This is a genomic window from Acinetobacter sp. YH12021, assembly GCF_013420145.1.
Lineage (GTDB): Bacteria > Pseudomonadota > Gammaproteobacteria > Pseudomonadales > Moraxellaceae > Acinetobacter > Acinetobacter towneri.
The window spans coordinates 283,271-304,494 of sequence record NZ_VOYT01000001.1 but is presented as its reverse complement, the minus strand read 5'-3'; the positions used below and the strand labels follow the sequence as shown (position 1 = coordinate 304,494).

Genomic DNA, 21,224 nt, shown 5'->3' with positions numbered 1-21,224 from the left:
TTATAAATGAAAGATATATATGTTGAGTTTCGCGGCAAGTACAAAGTCGATGGAGAATCACGAGATGCTGAACACAAAGGTTGGCTTGAAGTGAACTCTTGGTCACATCACATTCGTCAACCTAAATCTGCGACCTCAAGTAGCGTTGGTGGTCATACCGCTGAACGAGTTGAACATTCAGATATGATTTTTGTGAAAGACTTAGATGCAACCAGTCCTAAATTATGGGAAGCGTGTTCTGCGGGTTATACCTTCGATGAAGTGCAAATTGATTATTATCGTGCCAATGGCGATAAGCGAATCAAGTACTTACAAATCAAATTGAAGCATGTTTTGGTTTCAAGTGTGACGCCTACTGTAAATGAAGAGGGCGTTCCGGCTGAAACATTTGGTTTGAAATATGCAGCAGTTGAGTGGACGTATAACCAACAAGACATTAATGGCACTGCAAAAGGTGCAGTGACGAAAAAGTGGTCGTTGTCCAATAACACAGCTTCATACGCTGCTTAATCAAGCATGGGGTGATTAGACTGAGGTCATAGCACCTCAGCTCTAATTTCTCAAAATCTCTCAAAGATTATCGTGATCATCATGAATTTAGATCATTTATATCCTTATGGTTTTAGATCAACTTTATTTGATCGTTTGTTCGCTGAACAAGAAAACGGATTAAGCGGGATGTCGATTCAGCAATTGCGCGAGTCAGTTGCACGTGATTTAGAAGATTTGCTGAATAGTCGAATTGCAAAGTTTGATCGAAATATGGATGAGTTCCCACTCGTTAAAAAATCGATTTTGCAGTTTGGCATTATTGACTTTATTGGATTGTCGACAGCGAACCCTTTAGATCGCGATAAAATTTGTCAATCGATTGAGCAGTCCATTACAGCGCACGAACCAAGATTGAAGCAGATTAAAGTTGACATGCTATTTGATGGACACAACATGGGCGCGCTTTGTTTAAGTATTCAAGCTTATTTAAATATTCACCCATTGTATGAGCCTGTTTTTTTTGATGCCTTACTCAAACCCACAACACAACAATATGTTATTTCTGCCCGAGCTTAGTGGGAGTCCACTGTGATAGAGCAACTTTTACCGTATTATGAAAAACAATTACAAGAATTCGGTCAACAATCTAGAGCATTTGCAGAGAAATATCCGAAGATTGCACAGCGACTCGCGTTAAATCAAGAGCAAATTGATGATCCGCATATCGAGCGTCTCATTCAGGCATTTTCCTTTATTGCTGCACGTATTGATAAAAAATTAGCAGACAGTTATGAGGTTTTTACTTATTCTTTGTTTGAGGTGATGTTTCCGCAGTATCTACGTCATTTTCCCGCGTGTACGGTGGTGAGTTTTGATGAGCGCGATAAATTGAAACAATTGACTGCAGCACAGTTAATTCCAGCAAAAACTACATTAAAGTCACGTAGTTTTAAAGGCGTACAATGTGAATTTAACACCAGTCAAGATGTGCGTTTATTGCCGATTGCAATAACGGATTTGGCATTTCAGACCTCACCAAGTGTACATCTGAATTTGAATCAGAATGCAACTTTAAGTCTGAAATTTGAAATTTTTAATGATGCACACAGCTGGATTTTAGATGAAAAACTACCGATCTATTTGGATGCTCTTTCTAATTTTCCCCTACAAGTTTTAGATGGTATTTTTCGTCAGGAAACAGCTTTTTCCCTTCGTGTTGGACAAAGCGTAACTGATATTCGCAACCCATTTACCGTGATGGGATTTAGCGAACAAGAGAGTTTATTGCCGATTGATCAACACACGCATCATGCTTATCGTTTATTGATGGAGTATTTTTGTTTTCCTGAAAAGTTTCATTATTTAAACTTTGATTTGAGTGTTTTAAATGAACACTTGCAGCAGCAAAATAGTTTTGAAATATTGATTCATCTCAAACTGAATTTGAATAATCAGGCACTTCTACGCAATTATTCCGCATTGAATGTCGCAAATTTTAAATTGTTTAGTACACCTGCAATTAACCTGTTTGAAAAGCAGGCAGAACCGCAAAAGATTTTACATACACAATTACACTATCCCTTGATTACAGATGCGCATCACCCTGAGTTATATCAAGTTTATGCAGTGATCGAAATGAATATGCTGCGCGAAAAGACTCGGCAGGCTGCAACTCATTTGCCTGTTTTGCCATTTTTTGCCATGAGTCATTATCATCCAGATCAAACTCAATTTTTTTATACGCTGCATTATCAGCCTGTGCAAAATAAAATGATGCCAATCAGCTATTCGATTATTTCCAAACAGTTGCAGCCAGATGAAGTTAAATCGGATTTTATCAGTACACGTTTGCTGTGTTCCAACGGTGATTTGGCGCATGAAGCGCTAAGTCAGAGCAATCATGTTCTACATTTAAATGACAGTCGTCTGGCAAGGCGTGCCAATATTCTAAAACGACCTACCTTGGCGGTTTCATTTGATCAAAATAGTCAGCAACAATGGCGCATTATTTCGCATCTTTCACTCAATACTTTGGCTTTAATGAAAGGTGATGCTTTGAGTCACGTGAAAGAGCTTTTAACTTTATACAATTTGCCGCAGTCGAAAGACAATATTGTATTGATTGATGCAATCAAACAACTCAGTTTTTCCACAACACATAAGTTAGTGAATACACAGCCATTTCCTATGTTTGTTCGGGGTGTGAAAGCTGAGCTTTGTATAGATCCACGTGTTTTTCATGGACACAGTCTTTATATTTTTAGCCAATTATTAAGTCATCTTTTTAATCTGAAAGTTCAAATCAATAGTTTTGTGGATGTCGTCATTAAAGACAGTCTGAATCAACAGGAGATCTACCCATGCGTGCAGAACGTTGGTGGCAAGACACTTCTATAATTGATCAAGTCTTTAAACAGCCAGGCACATTTGAATTTGTTCAATCGACGCGCTTATTACGTCATTCGACTGTAGTGCAAGGTCAATACCATTGGTCAGCAGCGTTTTATTTTGAACCTTCATTTCGCTTGAGTTTTCCATTAGCGGAAATTGAATCGTTGCATTATCAGGATCAACGTATTCATCTAAGCAATTTAGTGATCGGACTGACTGGTATACAAGGGGCTTTGCCTTATAGTTATACGCATCAGTTAAAACAGCATTTGCGTCAACAGCGTTTGGAAGCGCAAGCATTTTTAGGCTTATTTAATCATCAACTGACCGCAAAATATGTCGATGCGACTTTGGCATATCACTTGCCCATCCGCTATGAGATAGAACACAAAAATGATTATCTCGATATTTTGCATGCGTTAAGTGGTTATTCGAGAACTCATCATGAACAGCCTGATTTAGATGAATATTTTGCCGAGTTTTCTGGATTCATGCAGGGGCAGAATAACACTGCACATGCCTTAAAAACGGTCTTGTCCTGCATTTTTGCGCAGCAAATACATATTCGGGAATTTGTAAAAGAAAAGTTTCAGTTACAGGATGAACAAAAATCCTGCTTAGGTGGCAAGAATCCAAGTTTGCTCGGGCTGAATACGTTTTGTGGAAGTACTATGCAGCAAATGGATGGCAAAATTGAGATTCAAATTGGGCCTTTATGCCGAGCGCAATATCTCGCTTTTTTGCCAGATCAACCTTTAAGCCACAAATTAAAACGTCTGATTGAAACATGGTGTGATCCAAGTTTGCATATTGATTTGCGTTTGATTTTAGGTCGAACAGAAATTCAGCCGATGTGTTTAGATTCAAAACATGAGATGGGGTTGGGGCAAGGTGCATTTTTAATGCCTACTAAGACATTAGACCATCATGCTGAAACTTGCTATGCCTTAATAGGACGTGCGCCATGTTGAAGAAGTTTTTAGCAACATGGATTGCCTGTTTTATTTTGTTTGGATGGGGCGCGATTGATTATTGGCGTGATATTCAATATCAACCTGAATTGACAGATTTGATTGCATATTTTTTGGTTGTACCGATGCTGATCAGTGCAGCTTTGTTTGCACCTTGGTTTATTTATCAGGTTTATCAGCACTACAAAATGCAGCGGCAACAAGCTTCACAGACTGAATTTGATTCAGCGCAGTTTTTCACAACAGCCATGCCTCATGTTGACCCTCAATATTTGAAATTGCATGTGTATGCAGCAGCTGCATATAGTGCTTTAGGTGAAAATGAGGCAATTCTGGAAGGTATTCAGCATTTTACCAGTCCAAAGTTAGATCGAAATTTACTGAATTTACATGGGCTGCCGATGCTTTCGTATCGCATTGAAGATTTAGATCAACAGCACGGTGATGGAAGTGCGCATGAGCAAGATGAATCATGCTTGTCACTTCGACAGCAGCGCATCATGGCATTAATTCAACAGCAAATTGAACAGCACATTACGCTTTTGAGTCTGATCTCAGCGCAGCTAAAATGCTCAAGTTTATTTTATGAAAGCCAGCATTTACATGAATATCGTATGCATCCTGCATGGACAGATTTAAGTTTGGCAGATACTGAACAGGGTGAGCTTGCTCAGCTTGAACAGGTCTATCGTTTAGATCGTCTGAATCTACATATTTTATTGTCTGCAGAGCTTGTAGATGTTTGGGATGATTCACACAGTAATACGGCTATTCAGCGTATTTTAGATGAAATGGGCATCATTTTAGAAAAAATTCACCTGAATATCATTATCTAAGCGCATTATCTGCCGAACAGGAACTACAGGAATTATTTGAGCGTATTCAGCATCAAGCACATGAAATTGCTTTGATCATTGTGGTGGATTCTGAAATTGATCAAGTATTGATTGATGAAAAATGTTGGATCAATAGCAGCTATCTCCCTGCCGAATTTATTAGTAGTTGGTGTGTTGCAAATACTGCTGTGCAACTAGAACAGCAACGACCTATCAAGGCTTTTAATCTATTTGCCGATCAAGCTCATGTGCAACAAATATTTGAAATATTAAAACTGCGTGAGTTGGCACTAGACCAAGCCGAAGCGCCTTTTGTATTCATGCTTGAAGATGCTACGGATCGTAAAGCAATGAAAAAATGTGAACAGTTTTTCGCAGAAAGTCCTGTCGAGCCGTATCACTATTTATATTGTAAACCCGCTGTCGGAAATACCCTGAACTTAGCCAAACCATTTGGGTTGATGTTGGGAGCATTGCTCCCAAGTCATCAAGCCGCTTTGGTTTATACACAAAATTTACAGGCATGCATCCAAACTTTTTCTGAGATTCCCGCAGAGCGAGCATGTGCAGCATTTGCTGATTAATGAACAACAATAATAAGAGAATTCCATGCATATTATTTTAGCTTATTTGTGGCAGTACATGAGTAATCCTAAAGCGATGATTGCTTTATCTTTATTCATTGCCTTGCTATCCACATATTCAGTGCTACCCCGCAAAATATTTTGGATATTGGTAGTCAGTTATGCGCTGAGTGTCATTGCCTATGTTATTTATTGGCTCATCCAGCGCAAACAGCACGCGGAACAAGGTGAAAAACTTGCCTATGCTATTGAACAAAGCCATCAGGCTGTTTCTACCCAATATAAAGACAAGGCAGAATTACAATCAATTCAACAACAAGTGAAAGAATCAATCCAGTTGATTCGTAAATCTAAACTTGGCGATAAAAAGGGCAATGCTGCCTTATATGAATTGCCCTGGTATATGGTGATTGGTAATCCTGCTGCAGGTAAAAGTTCTGCAATTTATAACTCAGGCTTGAAGTTTCCATTTGAAGAAACTCATCAAAAAATGGTGTCAGCTGGTTTAAGCGGCACCCGAAGTTGTGACTGGTTTTTTTCTACCCAAGGCGTTTTGCTAGATACAGCAGGACGTTATTCGGTGTATGCAGAAGATCATGCGGAATGGCTTGGCTTCTTAAATATTCTTAAAAAAAGCCGAGCCAAAGCCCCTGTAAATGGCTTGATTGTGATCGTGAGTATTGCTGAATTAATCAGTCAAAGCCCCGAACATTCGTTGAAACTTGCTAAAAATTTACGTGCCCGAATTCAGGATTTAACCGAAAGACTGGAAGTTGTGGTTCCTGTGTATTTGGTATTTTCCAAAATGGATTTAATTGCAGGGTTTACCGAGTTTTTCAATTGTTATGCAGCGCAAGAATATAATCAGGCTTGGGGCGCGACTTTGCCTTATGAGCAAAACTCATCGCAGCATGCCGTGACATTGTTCGAGAAACATTACAACATTTTATATGATGGCTTAAAAAGCGTGAGCACCACACATTTAAGTCGCCGTCATGCTCAAAATATTTCGCCGAGTGTCATGACATTTCCATTGGAATTTAAAACTTTAAAGCCAGCATTAAAAAGTTTTATTGGGACTTTATTTGAAGATAATCCGTATCAATTCCAACCTGTTTTTCGAGGTTTTTACTTTACCAGTGCGTTACAGGAAGGCAGCATCGAAAGCCCGATGACAGAAAGTATCGCACAAGAATTTCAACTGCAGCAGATTGCAAGTCCTTTTCAGGACGAAGAAAAAAGTTCGATTGCCCCAAATCATGGCTATTTTTTACAAGGTCTGTTTTCCAATGTGATTTTGCGAGATCAGCATTTGGTGAAACAACATATTAATCCTGCGAAAAAACGTCAGCGTTATATGGCATTTACTGCTGCATTGCTTGGTGTTGGATTGTTGCTCAGTGTTTGGGTATGGTCATATCGCCATAATCAACAACTCATTGCCGATGTTCAGGCAGATTTAGATCAAGTTGTACGTTTGGAAAAAACTTCTGGGCAGGTTTTATCCACGCAATTGGAAAGCTTATTAATTTTACAAGCGCGACTGCAACAGTTGGATGGATTTTCCGAACAACGTCCACTTAAGTTCAGTTTTGGCTTATATCAGGGCAAGCAGTTACGCGAACAGCTCAAAGTTGAATATCTAAAAGGTGTTCAGCAGATTGTATTGTTGCCAACGCAGCAAAATATCGCGCAATATTTACAGCGTGTCCAACAAGATGCGGCAACACTCAAAGCGCATCATATACGTGCAGAAACACAGCAAGTTGCCAAAACTCAACCATATTTAGAGCCTTCCGCGCAAAAACCGCAAGATGCTTATAATGCTTTAAAAGCTTATTTAATGCTGACAAACCCTGAATATCGGGAGAACAGTCATTTAAGTGATCAGATTTCACGTTTTTGGCGCACTTGGTTGGATGCTCATCTTGGGGAAATGCCACGTACTGACATGATTCAGCAGGCAGAAAAAATCCTGTCTTATGCCATGACACTCGCTCATCAGGACGATTTTCCTGTACTGGAAAGTGATGCACAAATGGTCGATCAAACTCGTCAAGTGCTGTTGTCGGTCATTCAGGGAATGCCTGCACGAGATCGGGTATATAACGAAATAAAAATGCGTGCAGCAGTACGTTTTCCTGCGCTAACAGTCAGTCAAATTGTGGGGGAGCAACACAGTCGCATTGTTTTAGGCAGTCATGCTTTGCCTGGCATTTTTACGCAGCAGGCGTGGAGTGAATATGTCGAACAAGCAATTGATCAGGCAGCCAATCAGCCAACGGACAGCAAAGATTGGGTACTCAATAGCCGTCAGTCAGATGATCTGACTTTTTCAGGAAGTCCTGAACAAATCCGTAAACAATTGCTGAGTTTGTATCAGCAAGAATATGTAAGTGAATGGAAGAAATTCCTAAATGGTATTCACTATGCCAAAACAGATCAGTTCAGCCAGCAAGTGAAACAGCTTGATTTGTTGGGAGAGCCGCAAAACTCGCCAATTCGCAAGTTATTGCAACGTATTGCAGTGGAAACCAATTGGGATAATCCAATTGTGCAAGCTGAACTTGCTGTGCCTGAACAAGGATTTATGGCGTGGTTTAAAGACAAAGTGCTGCGTCAATCTAATGACAAAGCTGCAGCGCAGGCAGCTCTAAAAGCGCAAGGTGCGATTTCTCAAGAATACCAAATGTTTTATCAACTGCTGCGTAAACGTGACGATTTACAGGATCAATCTCTGTTTGATGTGTATATGAACAACCTTGCACAGGTGCGCAGCAAGTTAAATGATCTTCAAACGGCAGGGGAAATTGGAGCAAGTGCAATGGCATTGTTCAAACAAACCATCCATGATCAAAACTCGGTCTTTAATACAACGCAAAAATATGTCGATGAAAAAATGATGGTGGGTTTAAAAGAGGCTGACCAACAATTATTACAAAAACTATTGATGACACCGCTAACTCAATCTTTTGCAAGTTTAATTGTACCGACACAAGATGAAATTAATAAATTATGGCGTATTCAAGCCTATCAACCGTTTGCAACACATTTAGGTCAGAAATATCCATTTCATTCAGGGGGGACTTTACAGGCAACCAGTCAGGAAATGGGACAAATTTTTGGTGAAACAGGAAGTATTGCTGGCTTTGTCAAAGACACTTTAGATCCGTTGTTGATTCGTCGTGGTTATGTCTTAACTTCAAAAACATGGAAAGATTTAGGCTTAAATTTAAATCCTCAGTTTGTGATGGCATTTCCGCAATATGTTGCGCCAATTCATGGTATGGCAACAGGACGTTTAGATCAGCCTGCAACATCTGCTGTTTCAAATCAATCCAATTTCCAATTTTATCCATTACAGCACCCACAATTTTTATCGTATAGCATCGATATTGATGGTCAGCGGATGCAGTTTGAAAATGGAATTCAACAATGGGTCAACTTTGTGTGGCCCAATCCAGGCGCAATTCCCGGCGTGCGTATTAGTGCAGTCGATTTAAACGGTCAGTCGCATACTATTTTTGAAGCACCGGGCGAATATGGCATTAACCGTTTAATTGATGCTGCACAGCGCAAAGAGCAAAACGGTCACTTTGAAATGACTTGGGTCAGTAAAACGGAACCATCTTTATCTTTAAAAGTGAATTTCCGACTCATTAGCGGACATAGCTCGGGCAATATTGGTTCAAGTCGTGGTTATGTGGGGTTGCAGTTGGTCGATCAAGTCACCACGACCAAAGCACTTCTTGTGGTTGCTGCACAAACGACAGCAATGAGTCCCGCACAAACAGCGGCTACGCAGTCTAAAACTACAATGTCTGCACAAGTGGGAGGCGTTCCGCAATGATCAAGAGAAATAACACTTGGCAAAAGGTGTGGTGGGTATGCAAGCAGTAAAAACCGTACCTTTATATTATGGAAAAATACCTGCCCGTGGTGATTTTATAAAGTCTAAAGGGCAATCGGAACTCATTCAGCAGCTCGATCAGTGGATTAGTAATGCACTGGAACATGCCATGCAGAGCGCAGATTTTAAACAGCGTTATGCAACTTTGCCTGCTTTAGATTTTTTGATTGCCCATCCAGCAGAACCAATGTTTTTAGCTGTTAATTTAAAGGCGAGCCAAGATAGCTCGGGGCGGGCATTTCCAATGCTACTGGGGCAGTTGTTTGAGGTCGAACAGCCGAGTCAAAAGTTATTATTTGTGCCGTTTTTTTACAAAGCTATTTGGACTGATTTATTGCAACGCAATCAGGTCTTAAGCAATATCCGTGATCCCAATATGTCATTTGAACTGTTGAATCAATTGCCGAATAGGGTTCAACTTTTGAGTGCAGAAGAATACCAAGACTTTTATGAAAAACACAGCACGCATTCATTGGCACAATTAATGAAAATCAGTGTCAATGACTTGGCTCAGAGTATGATTGGGTTGGGACTTTTACTGCAACCCGTCCTCAAAAATGGCACTCGTCGTTTAAACAAAGTGATGATTTTACCGCTGAATCATCCGCGATATTGCTTTGAAATCGCAGCATTTTGGATGGGCATGATCGGGCGGTTTTTAGGCGCGCATCATACTGAAATTTTGCTGGGGATACTACATTTTGAGGCACCCATTTTGATCATTGATTTTCAGGGGGCTGATGTCATGACGCTGCGCGATCTATTTATTCAAAATATGCAGGGTGAACATTGGGTTTCTTTAATTCAAGCCACTTGGATTGATGCTTATTTAGAACAAAATGCAGGTCTTGCAACATTGGAACAATTACTTTGTCAGCGGCAGTTAAATCTTAACCAAGCCTTGAAGCTGTTTAGGCAAACTTTTTTAGATAAATAAATATGAAAAATAATCAAAAACGTATTCGCGTAAGTCTATTTATTGGCTTGTGTTTTTTAGTCCAAAGTCATTTGATCTATGCAGCGCCCATTGTTATAGAAGGTGTGGTGCCAAACGAAGCAAGTAAACAAGCCATTTTGGCGAAAATGCAAGCTGTGTATGGTGAATCGCAGGTGTTAGATAAAATTCAAGTCCGTGCAGTTGCTGCACCGAATGGTTGGGATGATTCAGTCACTCGTATGATTACAGCAGAGTTAAAAAAGATTTCTCAAGGGCAGTTACGTGTGAAAGGGACTCAAGTTGATTTGAAAGGAAAAGTGAATGCTGCTCATCAAATTCAAGCCACGACAGCAAATTTTCAGGCTTTGGTACAGCAGCCTTATCGTTTGAACACACAGCTTTCGGAGAGTCAGTATGAACAAAAAATGCTGGATGCTGCGCTCAAAAATAGGATTGTTGAGTTTGAATCGGGCAGTGCAATTTTGACTGACGTAGGGCAAAAAATTCTGGATGAAATGGCTGTGGCATTGAAGCAAGTTGGCACCAAAAAAGTGAAAATTGTTGGACATACAGACAGTTCGGGCGATGCGCATAAAAATATAGTGTTAAGCCAATCACGTGCAGGCGCGGTAAAAAATTATTTGATCGATAAAGGTATTGCGATAACGCATTTAAGCACCGAAGGTCAAGGTTCTAATCAGCCTGTCGCAGACAATACAACGCCACAAGGACGTAAGAAAAATCGACGTATTGAATTTGAGGTGCTTTGATTAGTTGATATTGAGCAAGGCGGAAGATGATCGCCATGTCCTGATCTTTAGAGCATCTGTGTGTAAACAGATGGCATAGAAAATAAAAACAGCATCAATCATTCAGTAATTTCCACAGTGAGAGTGCTTTGTGCAATTTAAAGCACGAATCTTGAATACATTGATCTGAAATAGAGGCTTTAAATCAACATTCGGAAGTTTTACTGCCGAAACGCGCCAAGAAAACCATTTTCCATCTAGCTGATTATGGCATTTCACAGTAGAATATGCGCTCTCTTCAAGTCACATTGTGGCATGGTCCAAAAGATCAGCCCGTGGAGCCAAAATCAGCATGTTTATCGTTGCCGGTGCACCTGCACATTCATCTTTTAAGAAAACTCAACTCTTAAACCGTTTAGCGTCAATGAGTTCTGTTCAATCTTTCGATAGCCAATGGGTTTATTTATTTGACCAAGCGCTCGACGAGCAACAACAGCAATCTGCTTTACAGCTTTTAAACGATGGTGCATCTTTTGAATTACGCCAAGCTGCAAGTGATGAAGTTCAAATTTTAGTGACACCACGTGTGGGCACAATTTCTCCTTGGTCATCAAAAGCAACCGATATTTTTGCCAACTGTAATACGCCTGTACACCGCCTAGAACGCGGTGTTTTGTTTACCTTAAAAGGTATTACAGACGTTTCAAACGAAGTAAAACAAGTATTGCATGACCGCATGACCGAAAGTGTGTTTAACCACATTAACGATGCTGCAGCGTTATTTGTTGAAACTGAACCAAAACCTTTAAATAGCATTGATATTTTGGGTGAAGGCAAAGCGGCATTGGTAAAAGCCAACAGTGAGTTTGGTTTTGCCTTGTCTGATGAAGAAATTGATTATTTAACCGAAGCATTTATCAAGTTAGGCCGTAATCCGCATGACATTGAATTGATGATGTTTGCACAAGCCAACTCTGAGCACTGCCGTCACAAAATCTTTGGTTCTGAATGGACAATTGATGGCGAAGTACAGCCATTGTCATTGTTCCAAATGATCAAAAATACTTATAAAGAATCACCAACAGATGTATTGTCGGCTTATAAAGACAACGCTTCGGTGATTGTTGGTTTTGACACGCAGCGTTTCTATCCGAAAAAAGATGCTGCAACAGGTCACTACGTTTATAAATATAAGAGCCAAGCTGCCCACATTCTAATGAAAGTGGAAACGCACAACCACCCAACTGCAATTGCACCATTTGCAGGTGCTGCGACAGGTTCGGGTGGTGAAATCCGTGATGAAGGCGCGACAGGTCGTGGTGGTAAACCAAAAGCAGGTTTAACAGGCTTTACAGTATCGAATTTAAATATTCCTGGTTTTGAACAGCCTTGGGAAGAAAACTATGGCAAGCCTTCACGTATGGCATCGCCATTACAAATTATGATTGAAGGCCCATTGGGCGGTGCAGCGTTTAACAACGAATTTGGTCGTCCTGCGTTAAATGGTTACTTCCGTACTTTCGAGCAAAACGTGAATGGTGAAGTAAAAGGCTTCCATAAACCAATCATGATTGCAGGTGGTTACGGCAACATTCGTCCAGACCATGTCGAAAAAGACCCAATCCAGCCAGGCGATTTATTAATCGTTTTAGGCGGCCCTGCGATGTTGATTGGTTTGGGCGGTGGTGCTGCATCTTCTGTAGATAGCGGAACCATGGGTGAAAACCTTGACTTCGCTTCAGTACAACGTGAAAACCCAGAAATGGAACGCCGTTGCCAAGAAGTGATTGATACGTGCTGGCGTTTGGAAGATGCCAACCCAATCGTATCGGTGCATGATGTCGGTGCAGGTGGTATTTCTAACGCAATGCCTGAGTTGGTAAATGATCACGAACTAGGTGCAGTGCTTGATTTGCGTAAGATTCCATCTTTAGAACCGGGCATGTCACCAATGGAAATTTGGTCAAACGAAGCGCAAGAGCGTTATGTATTGGCGATTCGTCCAAGCTCTTTAGAATTATTTGAATCAATCTGTGCGCGTGAGCGTTGTCCGTTTGCGGTATTGGGTGAAGCGACAGAAGCGCGTCATTTAACGGTTGAAGATCCTTTGTTCAATAACAAAGCTGTAGATATGCCAATGCAGGTCATGTTAGGCGGTACGCCACGCATGAGCCGTTCTTATGAAAGCATTGAACGTCAAGGTGATGATTTTGATGTAGCTCAAGTTATTGATCTGAAAGATGCGATTTACCGTGTGATTAAGAATCCAACTGTTGCTTCTAAATCATTCCTAATCACTATTGGTGACCGTTCAATTACAGGTATGGTTGCACGTGATCAGTTGGTTGGCCCATGGCAGGTGCCTGTTGCAGATGCAGCAGTAACCACTACCAGCTTGCAAGGCTTTACAGGTGAAGCAATGGCGATGGGTGAACGTCCACCTGTAGCTTTATTAAACCCTGCAGCATCTGCGCGTTTGGCAGTGGCAGAATCTATTTCCAATATCATGTCAGCCAAAATTGACCAGATCAGCGACATTAAATTATCTGCAAACTGGATGGCAGCAGCAGGTCAAAAAGGCGAAGACCAAGCTTTGTTTGAAGGTGTAAAAGCCATTGGTATGGAAATGTGTCCTGCGCTAGGAATTGCAATTCCAGTAGGTAAAGACTCATTGTCTATGCGTACCACTTGGAATGACGAAGGTGTTGATAAATCTGTAACTTCACCAATGTCAGGTGTAATTACTGCATTTGCACCAGTGACCGATGTACGTAAAACACTAACCCCTGAATTGAAAAATACCGATTCAGTATTGGTACGTATTGACTTGTCTAAAGGTCAGTTCCGTTTAGGCGGTTCAATTTTAGCGCAAGTCTATAAAGCTATTGGTTCAGTAACACCAGATGTCGATAACTTTGACGAATTCAAAGCATTCTTTGCTTTGGTACAAGACTGGAATAACCGTGGCTTGATTCAAGCTTATCACGACATTGGTGATGGTGGTTTATTGGCAACTGTAACAGAAATGATGTTCGCTTCACGTTTAGGTGTGGCGTTAGAAGATCGATCTGTTGCGGCATTGTTTGCTGAAGAAATTGGTGCAGTACTACAAATCTCTAAAGCAGACTGGGCTAACTTAGCTGCTGAAGTTGCTGCATCTACTTTGAAAGATGCGATTTCGGTAGTCGGTACAGTTAATAGCACAGACCAACTTGCTGTAAATGGCTTGGTGCTTGAACGTGCCGATTTGCAAGCGGCTTGGAGTGAAGTATCACACCAAATCCAGCGTTTACGTGACAACTCAGAAACTGCTGATCAAGAATTTGCTTTGATCACAGACAAAAACCACAAAGGCTTAATTGCTCAACCGACATTTGACTTAAATGAGCCAGTTGAAGCGCCATACATCAACACACGTCGTCCTAACATGGTGATTTTACGTGAACAAGGCGTAAACGGTCATGTAGAAATGGCGGCAGCATTTGACAAAGTCGGCTTTAACACCGTTGACGTACACATGAGTGACTTGCTTGCAGGGCGTGTCGATTTAGACGACTTTGAAGGCTTAGTGGCGTGTGGTGGTTTCTCTTACGGTGACGTATTAGGTGCTGGCGGTGGCTGGGCGAAGTCAGTCTTGTTCAACCCGAAATTACGCGACCAGTTTGAGAAATTCTTTAACCGTCAAGAAACGTTCTCACTGGGTATCTGTAACGGTTGTCAAATGTTGTCACAATTAGCACCACTCATTCCAGGTGCAGAAGCGTGGCCACGTTTCCATCGCAATACTTCAGAAGTGTTTGAAGCGCGTAGCGTTAACGTCCGTGTGGAAAAATCAAACTCTGTATTATTGCAAGATATGGAAGGCTCGATTTTACCAATCGCAGTGGCACATGGTGAAGGTCGCGTCGTTGCACCAGAAGCTAATTTGGCAGCCTTGAACGCAGGCAACCAAGTGATTTTACGTTATGTCGATAGCCACGGAAATGCGACTCAACATTATCCAATGAACCCGAATGGTTCGCCAGAAGGTATTTCAGGCGTAACTTCAAAAGATGGTCGTGCAACAATTATGATGCCGCACCCTGAACGTAATTTCCGTGCGCTTCAACATTCTTGGAAACCTGAAGAATGGACTGAAGATGGTGCATGGTTACGTATGTTCCGCAATGCGCGTAAATTTATTGGTTAAGATTTAACTCGCTTAATCTATAGCAGTCAGCCACCTTCGGGTGGCTGATTTTTTTGCTGTGAATATGCAACTTTTATATAGACGTGCATGTTTCCACCTAAATGAATCGTCGGCTTGCTGTTCAACAATTCTGCATTAATCTCAACAATCATAGTCATCCTAGACAACTCAAGCTATCATAAACAAGCAAACACACATGGGATGGCGTTATGAAAATCATTGCAGATGAAAATCTGGCATATACCGATTATTTCTTTGCAGATTTGGCAGAAATAGAGCACAAGGCTGGACGCCGTCTAACGCATCAAGATGTGCAAGATGCTGATGCGCTGCTAGTTCGTTCCGTCACCCAAGTGAATGCAGCATTGATTCAACAGACCGCGCTTCAGTTTATTGGCAGCGCGACCATTGGCACAGACCACCTTGATATCCCAGCCATCGAGCAGCAGGGCATTGCATGGTCAAATGCGGCAGGTTGTAATGCGCAGGCGGTGAGTGAGTATGTGATTACCGCATTGCTTCATCTCGAGCCTGAATTACTACATGCCAATCAAAACTTTAAACTTGGCATTATTGGACTGGGCAATGTCGGCTCGCGCTTGGTCAAAATGGCACAATTATTAGGTTGGGATGTCATCGCATACGATCCATTTGTGCAGTTGCCCAATGTGCAGCAATGTGACTTAGATGCACTATTACAACAGGCAGATGCAATTTCCATTCATGTGCCATTAACAGAAACTGGTGAACATCCTACTCATCATTTAATTAATGCAGCGCGTTTGGCATGTATGAAGCCTCAAGCCATTCTGATTAATTCAGCGCGTGGGCCAGTGGTAGAAGAAGCGGCTTTAATGCAGGATATTCAACATACTCAGCGTTTAGTGGTATTAGATGTTTTTGAATATGAACCTGAAATCTCTGCAGAATTATTAGATTTGCTTGCTTTGGCAACCCCGCATATTGCAGGGTATAGCCTAGAAGGCAAGGCACGCGGCACACAAATGATTTATCAGGCTTTTTGTGAAAATTTTGGTTTAGATGCCACAAAACAATTTGAAACTCAATTGCCAAGCTGCGCGCAATATTTCAAAACCCAAGATTTGAAAAATAGTCTGCATGCACATTTAAGTCAAATTTATGATATTGCACAGGATGATGCCAATTTACGTGCCTGTGTCAAAGCGGGCAAAGTTGAGCAGCAGGCTTTTGATCATTTAAGAAAAACCTATCCTCTGCGTCGTGAATGGGCAGCACACGGAGGCCCGCAAGCATGAGTTCAAATCTCCAATATCAACCAACTTGCGACTTAAACAGCATGCGCGCACGTGCACAATTGTATGCACAAATACGCCAGTTTTTTGCGGAACGTGAAGTACTTGAAGTTGAAACGCCAATTTTGTCACAGGCAGGAGTGACAGATGTGCATTTGGCTTCAGTGCAAGCACAGCGCCATGTGCGGGGCAAATTGCATACGCACTATTTACAGACCTCACCTGAATTTGCCATGAAGCGTTTATTGGCCAGTGGTAGTGGTGCTATTTATCAAATTTGCAAAGTCTTTCGTGATGATGAGCATGGACGTAAACACAACAGCGAATTTACCATGTTGGAATGGTATCGTCCCGAATTTAGCCTGAAAGAGCTTATGTTTGAGGTGACAGATTTACTTAATCTGACGTTAAAACAACGCTTTGGCGAAGTACGTCCAACAGTGTTGAGTTATAAACACGCATTTATGGATCGTTTGGATTTAAATCCTTTACAGGCAAGTCTGCAACAATTGAAAGACTGCTGTCATCGTGTGGGTTTGCATCTGGATTTGGGTGATGACCGTCTAGGCTACATCGACCTATTGTTTTCACATTTTGTAGAACCAAGTTTGGGCTTTGATGCTCCTGTATTTTTAACCGATTTTCCACCTGAATTAGCATCTTTGGCTAAAACCAGAACAGATGATGATGGGGAATTGGTCGCAGCCCGTTTTGAGCTATATATCGAAGGTTTAGAGCTTGCCAATGCCTATGATGAATTGATTGATGCTACTGTGCTGCGTTCTCGTTTTGAAGCCGATAATGCAGAACGCGCACAACTTGGTTTACATGTGATGCCAATTGATGAATATTTATTGGCTGCGTTGCCGAACATGCCTGAATGTTCAGGTATCGCCTTGGGCATAGATCGCTTATTGATGATTGCAACTGAGCAGATGCGTTTAGAGCAAGTGATTAGCTTTCCTGCGCAGCTTGCCTAAAAGCAAAAGACAGTTTCTTATTTCAAGAAGGATTTATTTGAGCTAAAAAGCCGTAGCTTCTATATTTTAGAAGATTACGGCTTTTCGATCAGAAATTTAGGCTGACTTAAATAGGTTAAGAATGATAGATCAAAGAACGCATGTAATGACGTTCTATAGACTTAAATAGCCTAAGCAGTAGCAGCCAAGTGACGTGCCTTTAATTGCTCAATCGCTTTAATGCGTCGTTCAATCAGCATTTCACCAATATCGGGGCCTTGGACATCGGCAGGTAAGTCTTGCGCCTTAATGCTGCGTACCACTTGAATCGCTTCCAAAATATAGCTCGCTTGCGGATAGTCACGATCTTCCAAACCTAAACGCCCACGAGAGTCACATTCACAGGCTTGTACAAAGGCTTCTACACGCTCAGGACGACGCAAGACATCCAAACGCTGTAATAAGCGCCATAACGTGCCAGGCTTTAAGCTCAATGCTTGGTGGCATTTTAAATGCTCTTTACATACAGCAAGTGCAAGTTGTTTGGTATTGGTCGGTACGCGCAGGCGTTCACACACTTCCGTTACAGGTCGAATCCCACGTTCTTCATGCATAATGTGCCGTGGTAATTCATCGGCAGGGGTCAAGGCCTTGCCTAAATCATGCAATAACACTGCAAAGCGTACATCGAGTGAGTAATTGGCACGACAGGCTTGTTGTAGTGACATCATGGTGTGCACACCACTGTCAATTTCAGGGTGATATTCAGGACGCTGTGGAATACCGAATAAAGCATCTAATTCAGGAAATAAAACTTTTAAAGCACCACAGGCACGCAATGTTTCAAAATAAACATCGGCACGTGCTTCCATTAAGGCACGTGAAGTTTCTTTCCATACGCGTTCAGGTGTCAGCGCATGTAACTCACCAGATTCTGCCAACTCTTGCATTAATAACAAGGTTTCAGGTGCAACCACAAAGCCTAAAGCATGATAACGTGCTGCAAAACGAGCAATACGCAGCACCCGTAACGGGTCTTCTACAAAAGCATTGGAAACATGGCGCAGCACTTTATTGCACAGATCTTGCTGTCCACCGTAAGGGTCGTAGACATTGCCATCACTATCCATTGCCATGGCGTTAATGGTTAAGTCACGGCGGATTAAATCTTCTTCTAAGGTCACGCTTGGGTCGGTATGAAATTCAAAACCGTGATAACCGTGTCCAGATTTGCGCTCAGTGCGAGCAAGTGCATATTCATCTTTGGTTTCAGGATGAAGAAAAACAGGGAAGTCTTTGCCCACAGGTTGAAAGCCTTGAGCCAAAAGTTGTTCGGGCGTTGCGCCAACGACAACATAATCTTTTTCGTGATAGGGATGCCCGAGTAAGTGATCTCGAACTGCACCGCCTACTAAATAAACTTGCATGAAAAAACCTCTATTCTTCAAGCAATCATGCTACAGAATAGAGGTTTTCTCAAGTCTATAATTCTGAGTCAGTCACTCAGAAATATAGGTTTATGCTTTAACTTGTGCTGTTTGTTGAATTTCAGCAACAGTGAGGGCAGTCATATTCACAACACGACGTGTCGTAGCAGTTGGCGTCAAAATATGTACAGGTTTTGCTGCACCTAACAAGATAGGGCCAATCGTAACATTGTTACCTGAAGTCGATTTCAACAAGTTAAATGAAATATTGGCAGCATCTAAGTTCGGCATAATCAACAAGTTTGCAGAACCTTTGAAGCGTGAGTTCGGGAAAGCAAAATGACGGATATTTTCGTCTAATGCTGCATCACCGTGCATTTCACCTTCAACTTCAAGCTCAGGTGCAATCTCACTCAAGATTTCAAAGACTTTACGCATTTTTTGTGCGCTAGAGTCTTGTTGGTCAGAACCAAAACTTGAGTGAGAAAGTAGAGCAACGCGTGGTGTCATACCAAAACGGCGTACTTCTTCAGCCGCTAAAAGTGTCATTTCAGCCAACTGTTCAGCAGTTGGGTTTGTGTTGACATAAGTGTCGGCAATGAACAAGTTGCGATCTTCAAGCATCAATGCGTTAAGGGTAAAGAAGTTAGTACGACCTTCTTTTAGACCAATCACATTTTTTACGAAATCAAGGTGAATATCGTAGCTAGAATAAGTACCACATAACATACCATCGGCTAAACCATGTTTCACTAACATTGCTGCAATGAGGGTAGAGCGACGACGTGCTTCACGCTGCGCGTATTCAGGTGTAACGCCTTTACGCTGCATGATGGTGTAGTAATCATCTGCAAATTTTTCGTAGTTCGGGTTTTTTTCCTGATCTACAATTTCCATATTCACGCCATGTTCCAGACGTAAACCTAGCTTTTTAATGTTCGCTTCAATCACTGAGGTACGACCTACAAGGATTGGTTTAGCCAAGCCTTCATCCACTGCAATTTGTACTGCACGAAGTACGCGTAAGTCTTCACCTTCTGCATAAGCAATACGCTTAGGGTCAGTTTTTGCTTGAGCAAAAATAGGCTTCATCATAAATGCCGAGTTATATACAAACTCAGACAAACGCTGACGGTATGCAGAGAAGTCTTGAATTGGACGACTTGCTACACCTGAATCCATTGCCGCTTGAGCAACTGCAGGTGCAATTTCAAGAATTAAACGCTGATCAAGTGGACGTGGAATTAAATAGTCACGACCGAATGATGCAGATTTTTCACCATAAGTCGCAGCATCTGCTTCAATGTGTGCCATGCGTGCAATTGCGTGTACACAAGCAATTTTCATTTCTTCGTTGATGGTAGTTGCGCCAACGTCTAATGCACCACGGAAAATATACGGGAAGCAAAGTGCGTTGTTAACTTGGTTCGGGTAGTCCGAACGACCAGTTGCCATAATCACATCTGGACGTACTTCATGCGCATGTTCAGGTAAGATTTCTGGGTCTGGGTTAGCCAAAGCAAAGATAATTGGATTTTCAGCCATTTCTTTGACCATAGCTTTGGTCAAGATACCCGCTGCAGAAAGACCAAGGAACATATCCGCACCGCTAATTACATCAGCAAGTTGCGTTCCTTCAATGTCTTGCATATAGCGTTTTTTCGAGTCATCCAAACCTTCACGTTTGGTGGTGATTAGACCACGCGAATCCGCAACAATGATATTTTCTTTTTTCGCGCCCAATGCACATAACAGGTCTAAACAAGACAGTGCGGCTGCACCTGCACCTGAAGCAACGATTTTGATTTCTTCAATTTTCTTGCCGTTAAGTAACAAGGCATTGAGTAGGGCAGAACCTACAATGATTGACGTACCGTGTTGGTCATCGTGGAACACAGGAATATTCATGCGTTCACGAAGTTTTTGCTCAATGTAGAAACATTCTGGTGCCTTGATGTCTTCAAGGTTAATACCACCAAAAGTTGGTTCTAGTGCTGCAACAATATCTACAATTTTGTCTGGATCATTTTCAGCAATTTCGATGTCAAATACATCGACACCAGCAAACTTTTTAAAGAGTACGCCTTTACCTTCCATCACAGGTTTAGACGCCAAAGGACCGATATTACCTAAACCTAATACTGCTGTACCGTTACTAACGACAGCAACCAAGTTACCGCGAGCGGTATAAAGTGCAGCTGTTGAAGGATCACGTTCAATCTCTAAACATGGTGCTGCGACACCTGGTGAGTAAGCGAGCGCTAAGTCACGTTGGTTGACCAGCTGCTTACTTGGAGTAACGCTGATTTTTCCTGGTGTTGGAAATTCGTGATAGTAAAGTGCCTGCTGTTTTAATGATTGATCGTCCATCTGAATCTCGTGTGTGACAAGTTGGCCAGCGATGCTGGTGGTTTTTTTATGAATCTTATCGAATATACCATTACTTGCCCCCTTAGCACAGACGTCACTGTTTATTTTTAGAACAAACTTAGAGCTTTTGGGTCT

General features: G+C 41.7%; 13 protein-coding genes and 1 pseudogene. 11 read left to right on the top strand and 3 right to left on the bottom strand.

Translation table 11 applies throughout. The features are described 5' to 3' along the window. Nucleotides 1–6 precede the first annotated feature (6 nt). From FTT91_RS01380 to purL, 9 genes and pseudogenes are all read left to right on the top strand, one after another. Nucleotides 7–510, top strand: coding sequence for a type VI secretion system tube protein Hcp (locus FTT91_RS01380; protein ID WP_004972712.1), 504 nt, complete (start codon nucleotides 7–9; stop codon nucleotides 508–510). Nucleotides 511–591: 81 nt separating this feature from the next. After that, a complete protein-coding gene (gene tssE / locus FTT91_RS01375) occupies nucleotides 592–1,068 on the top strand; it encodes a type VI secretion system baseplate subunit TssE (RefSeq protein ID WP_004972715.1) in 477 nt (158 codons plus the stop codon). Between the two features lie 12 nt (nucleotides 1,069–1,080). Beyond that, a complete protein-coding gene (tssF, locus tag FTT91_RS01370; protein WP_180158812.1) occupies nucleotides 1,081–2,889 on the top strand; it encodes a type VI secretion system baseplate subunit TssF in 1,809 nt (602 codons plus the stop codon). After that, on the top strand, nucleotides 2,853–3,854 hold the full coding sequence (tssG, locus tag FTT91_RS01365) for a type VI secretion system baseplate subunit TssG (RefSeq protein WP_004972723.1): 1,002 nt from the start codon (nucleotides 2,853–2,855) through the stop codon (nucleotides 3,852–3,854). The genes tssF and tssG overlap by 37 nt, the downstream gene beginning before the upstream one ends. Continuing rightward, a pseudogene (locus FTT91_RS01360) lies at nucleotides 3,848–5,274 on the top strand (hypothetical protein). Before tssG ends, FTT91_RS01360 begins: the two are co-directional and overlap by 7 nt. Before the next feature lie 25 nt (nucleotides 5,275–5,299). Further along, nucleotides 5,300–9,124 (top strand): type VI secretion system membrane subunit TssM, encoded by a 3,825-nt coding sequence (gene tssM, locus FTT91_RS01355; RefSeq protein WP_180168837.1) that lies wholly within the window; start codon nucleotides 5,300–5,302, stop codon nucleotides 9,122–9,124. Nucleotides 9,125–9,161: 37 nt separating this feature from the next. Then, nucleotides 9,162–10,121, top strand: coding sequence for a type VI secretion system-associated protein TagF (gene tagF, locus FTT91_RS01350; RefSeq protein ID WP_179994234.1), 960 nt, complete (start codon nucleotides 9,162–9,164; stop codon nucleotides 10,119–10,121). A gap of 2 nt (nucleotides 10,122–10,123) precedes the next feature. After that, nucleotides 10,124–10,891 (top strand): OmpA family protein, encoded by a 768-nt coding sequence (locus FTT91_RS01345; RefSeq protein WP_180168836.1) that lies wholly within the window; start codon nucleotides 10,124–10,126, stop codon nucleotides 10,889–10,891. A 331-nt stretch (nucleotides 10,892–11,222) separates the two neighbouring features. Further along, complete coding sequence (gene purL / locus FTT91_RS01340) at nucleotides 11,223–15,059, top strand: phosphoribosylformylglycinamidine synthase (protein WP_180168835.1); 3,837 nt, start codon at nucleotides 11,223–11,225, stop codon at nucleotides 15,057–15,059. A 26-nt stretch (nucleotides 15,060–15,085) separates the two neighbouring features. Here purL and FTT91_RS14720 read toward each other — a convergent pair whose 3' ends face one another. Next, the gene (locus tag FTT91_RS14720; RefSeq protein ID WP_256732322.1) at nucleotides 15,086–15,217 is read right to left on the bottom strand and encodes a hypothetical protein; all 132 of its coding nucleotides are present in this window, start codon (nucleotides 15,215–15,217) and stop codon (nucleotides 15,086–15,088) included. Between the two features lie 51 nt (nucleotides 15,218–15,268). Between FTT91_RS14720 and FTT91_RS01335 the strand changes: the two genes are divergently transcribed. Together FTT91_RS01335 and epmA are read left to right on the top strand one after the other, a co-directional pair. Next, complete coding sequence (locus FTT91_RS01335; protein ID WP_004972744.1) at nucleotides 15,269–16,336, top strand: 4-phosphoerythronate dehydrogenase; 1,068 nt, start codon at nucleotides 15,269–15,271, stop codon at nucleotides 16,334–16,336. Beyond that, complete coding sequence (gene epmA, locus FTT91_RS01330; protein ID WP_180168834.1) at nucleotides 16,333–17,313, top strand: EF-P lysine aminoacylase EpmA; 981 nt, start codon at nucleotides 16,333–16,335, stop codon at nucleotides 17,311–17,313. The genes FTT91_RS01335 and epmA overlap by 4 nt, the downstream gene beginning before the upstream one ends. Before the next feature lie 170 nt (nucleotides 17,314–17,483). Here the strand turns inward: epmA and FTT91_RS01325 are convergent, their stop codons facing one another. Both FTT91_RS01325 and FTT91_RS01320 read right to left on the bottom strand, forming a co-directional pair. Beyond that, entirely contained in the window at nucleotides 17,484–18,719 is a 1,236-nt protein-coding gene (locus FTT91_RS01325; protein WP_004972751.1) for a multifunctional CCA addition/repair protein, read from the bottom strand. Between the two features lie 90 nt (nucleotides 18,720–18,809). Then, nucleotides 18,810–21,089 carry an NADP-dependent malic enzyme gene (locus FTT91_RS01320; RefSeq protein WP_180168833.1) on the bottom strand — a complete coding sequence of 760 codons (2,280 nt, stop codon included), beginning with the start codon at nucleotides 21,087–21,089 and terminating at the stop codon, nucleotides 18,810–18,812. Nucleotides 21,090–21,224 lie beyond the last annotated feature (135 nt).

Coding starts and splice junctions, on each gene's coding strand:
- FTT91_RS01345 (WP_180168836.1), top strand. CDS start 10,124: ATGAAAAATAATCAAAAACGTATTCGCGTAAGTCTATTTATTGGCTTG.
- epmA (WP_180168834.1), top strand. CDS start 16,333: ATGAGTTCAAATCTCCAATATCAACCAACTTGCGACTTAAACAGCATG.
- FTT91_RS01380 (WP_004972712.1), top strand. CDS start 7: ATGAAAGATATATATGTTGAGTTTCGCGGCAAGTACAAAGTCGATGGA.
- FTT91_RS01325 (WP_004972751.1), bottom strand. CDS start 18,719: ATGCAAGTTTATTTAGTAGGCGGTGCAGTTCGAGATCACTTACTCGGG.
- purL (WP_180168835.1), top strand. CDS start 11,223: ATGTTTATCGTTGCCGGTGCACCTGCACATTCATCTTTTAAGAAAACT.
- tssG (WP_004972723.1), top strand. CDS start 2,853: ATGCGTGCAGAACGTTGGTGGCAAGACACTTCTATAATTGATCAAGTC.
- FTT91_RS14720 (WP_256732322.1), bottom strand. CDS start 15,217: ATGACTATGATTGTTGAGATTAATGCAGAATTGTTGAACAGCAAGCCG.
- FTT91_RS01335 (WP_004972744.1), top strand. CDS start 15,269: ATGAAAATCATTGCAGATGAAAATCTGGCATATACCGATTATTTCTTT.
- tagF (WP_179994234.1), top strand. CDS start 9,162: ATGCAAGCAGTAAAAACCGTACCTTTATATTATGGAAAAATACCTGCC.
- tssM (WP_180168837.1), top strand. CDS start 5,300: ATGCATATTATTTTAGCTTATTTGTGGCAGTACATGAGTAATCCTAAA.
- tssE (WP_004972715.1), top strand. CDS start 592: ATGAATTTAGATCATTTATATCCTTATGGTTTTAGATCAACTTTATTT.
- FTT91_RS01320 (WP_180168833.1), bottom strand. CDS start 21,089: ATGGACGATCAATCATTAAAACAGCAGGCACTTTACTATCACGAATTT.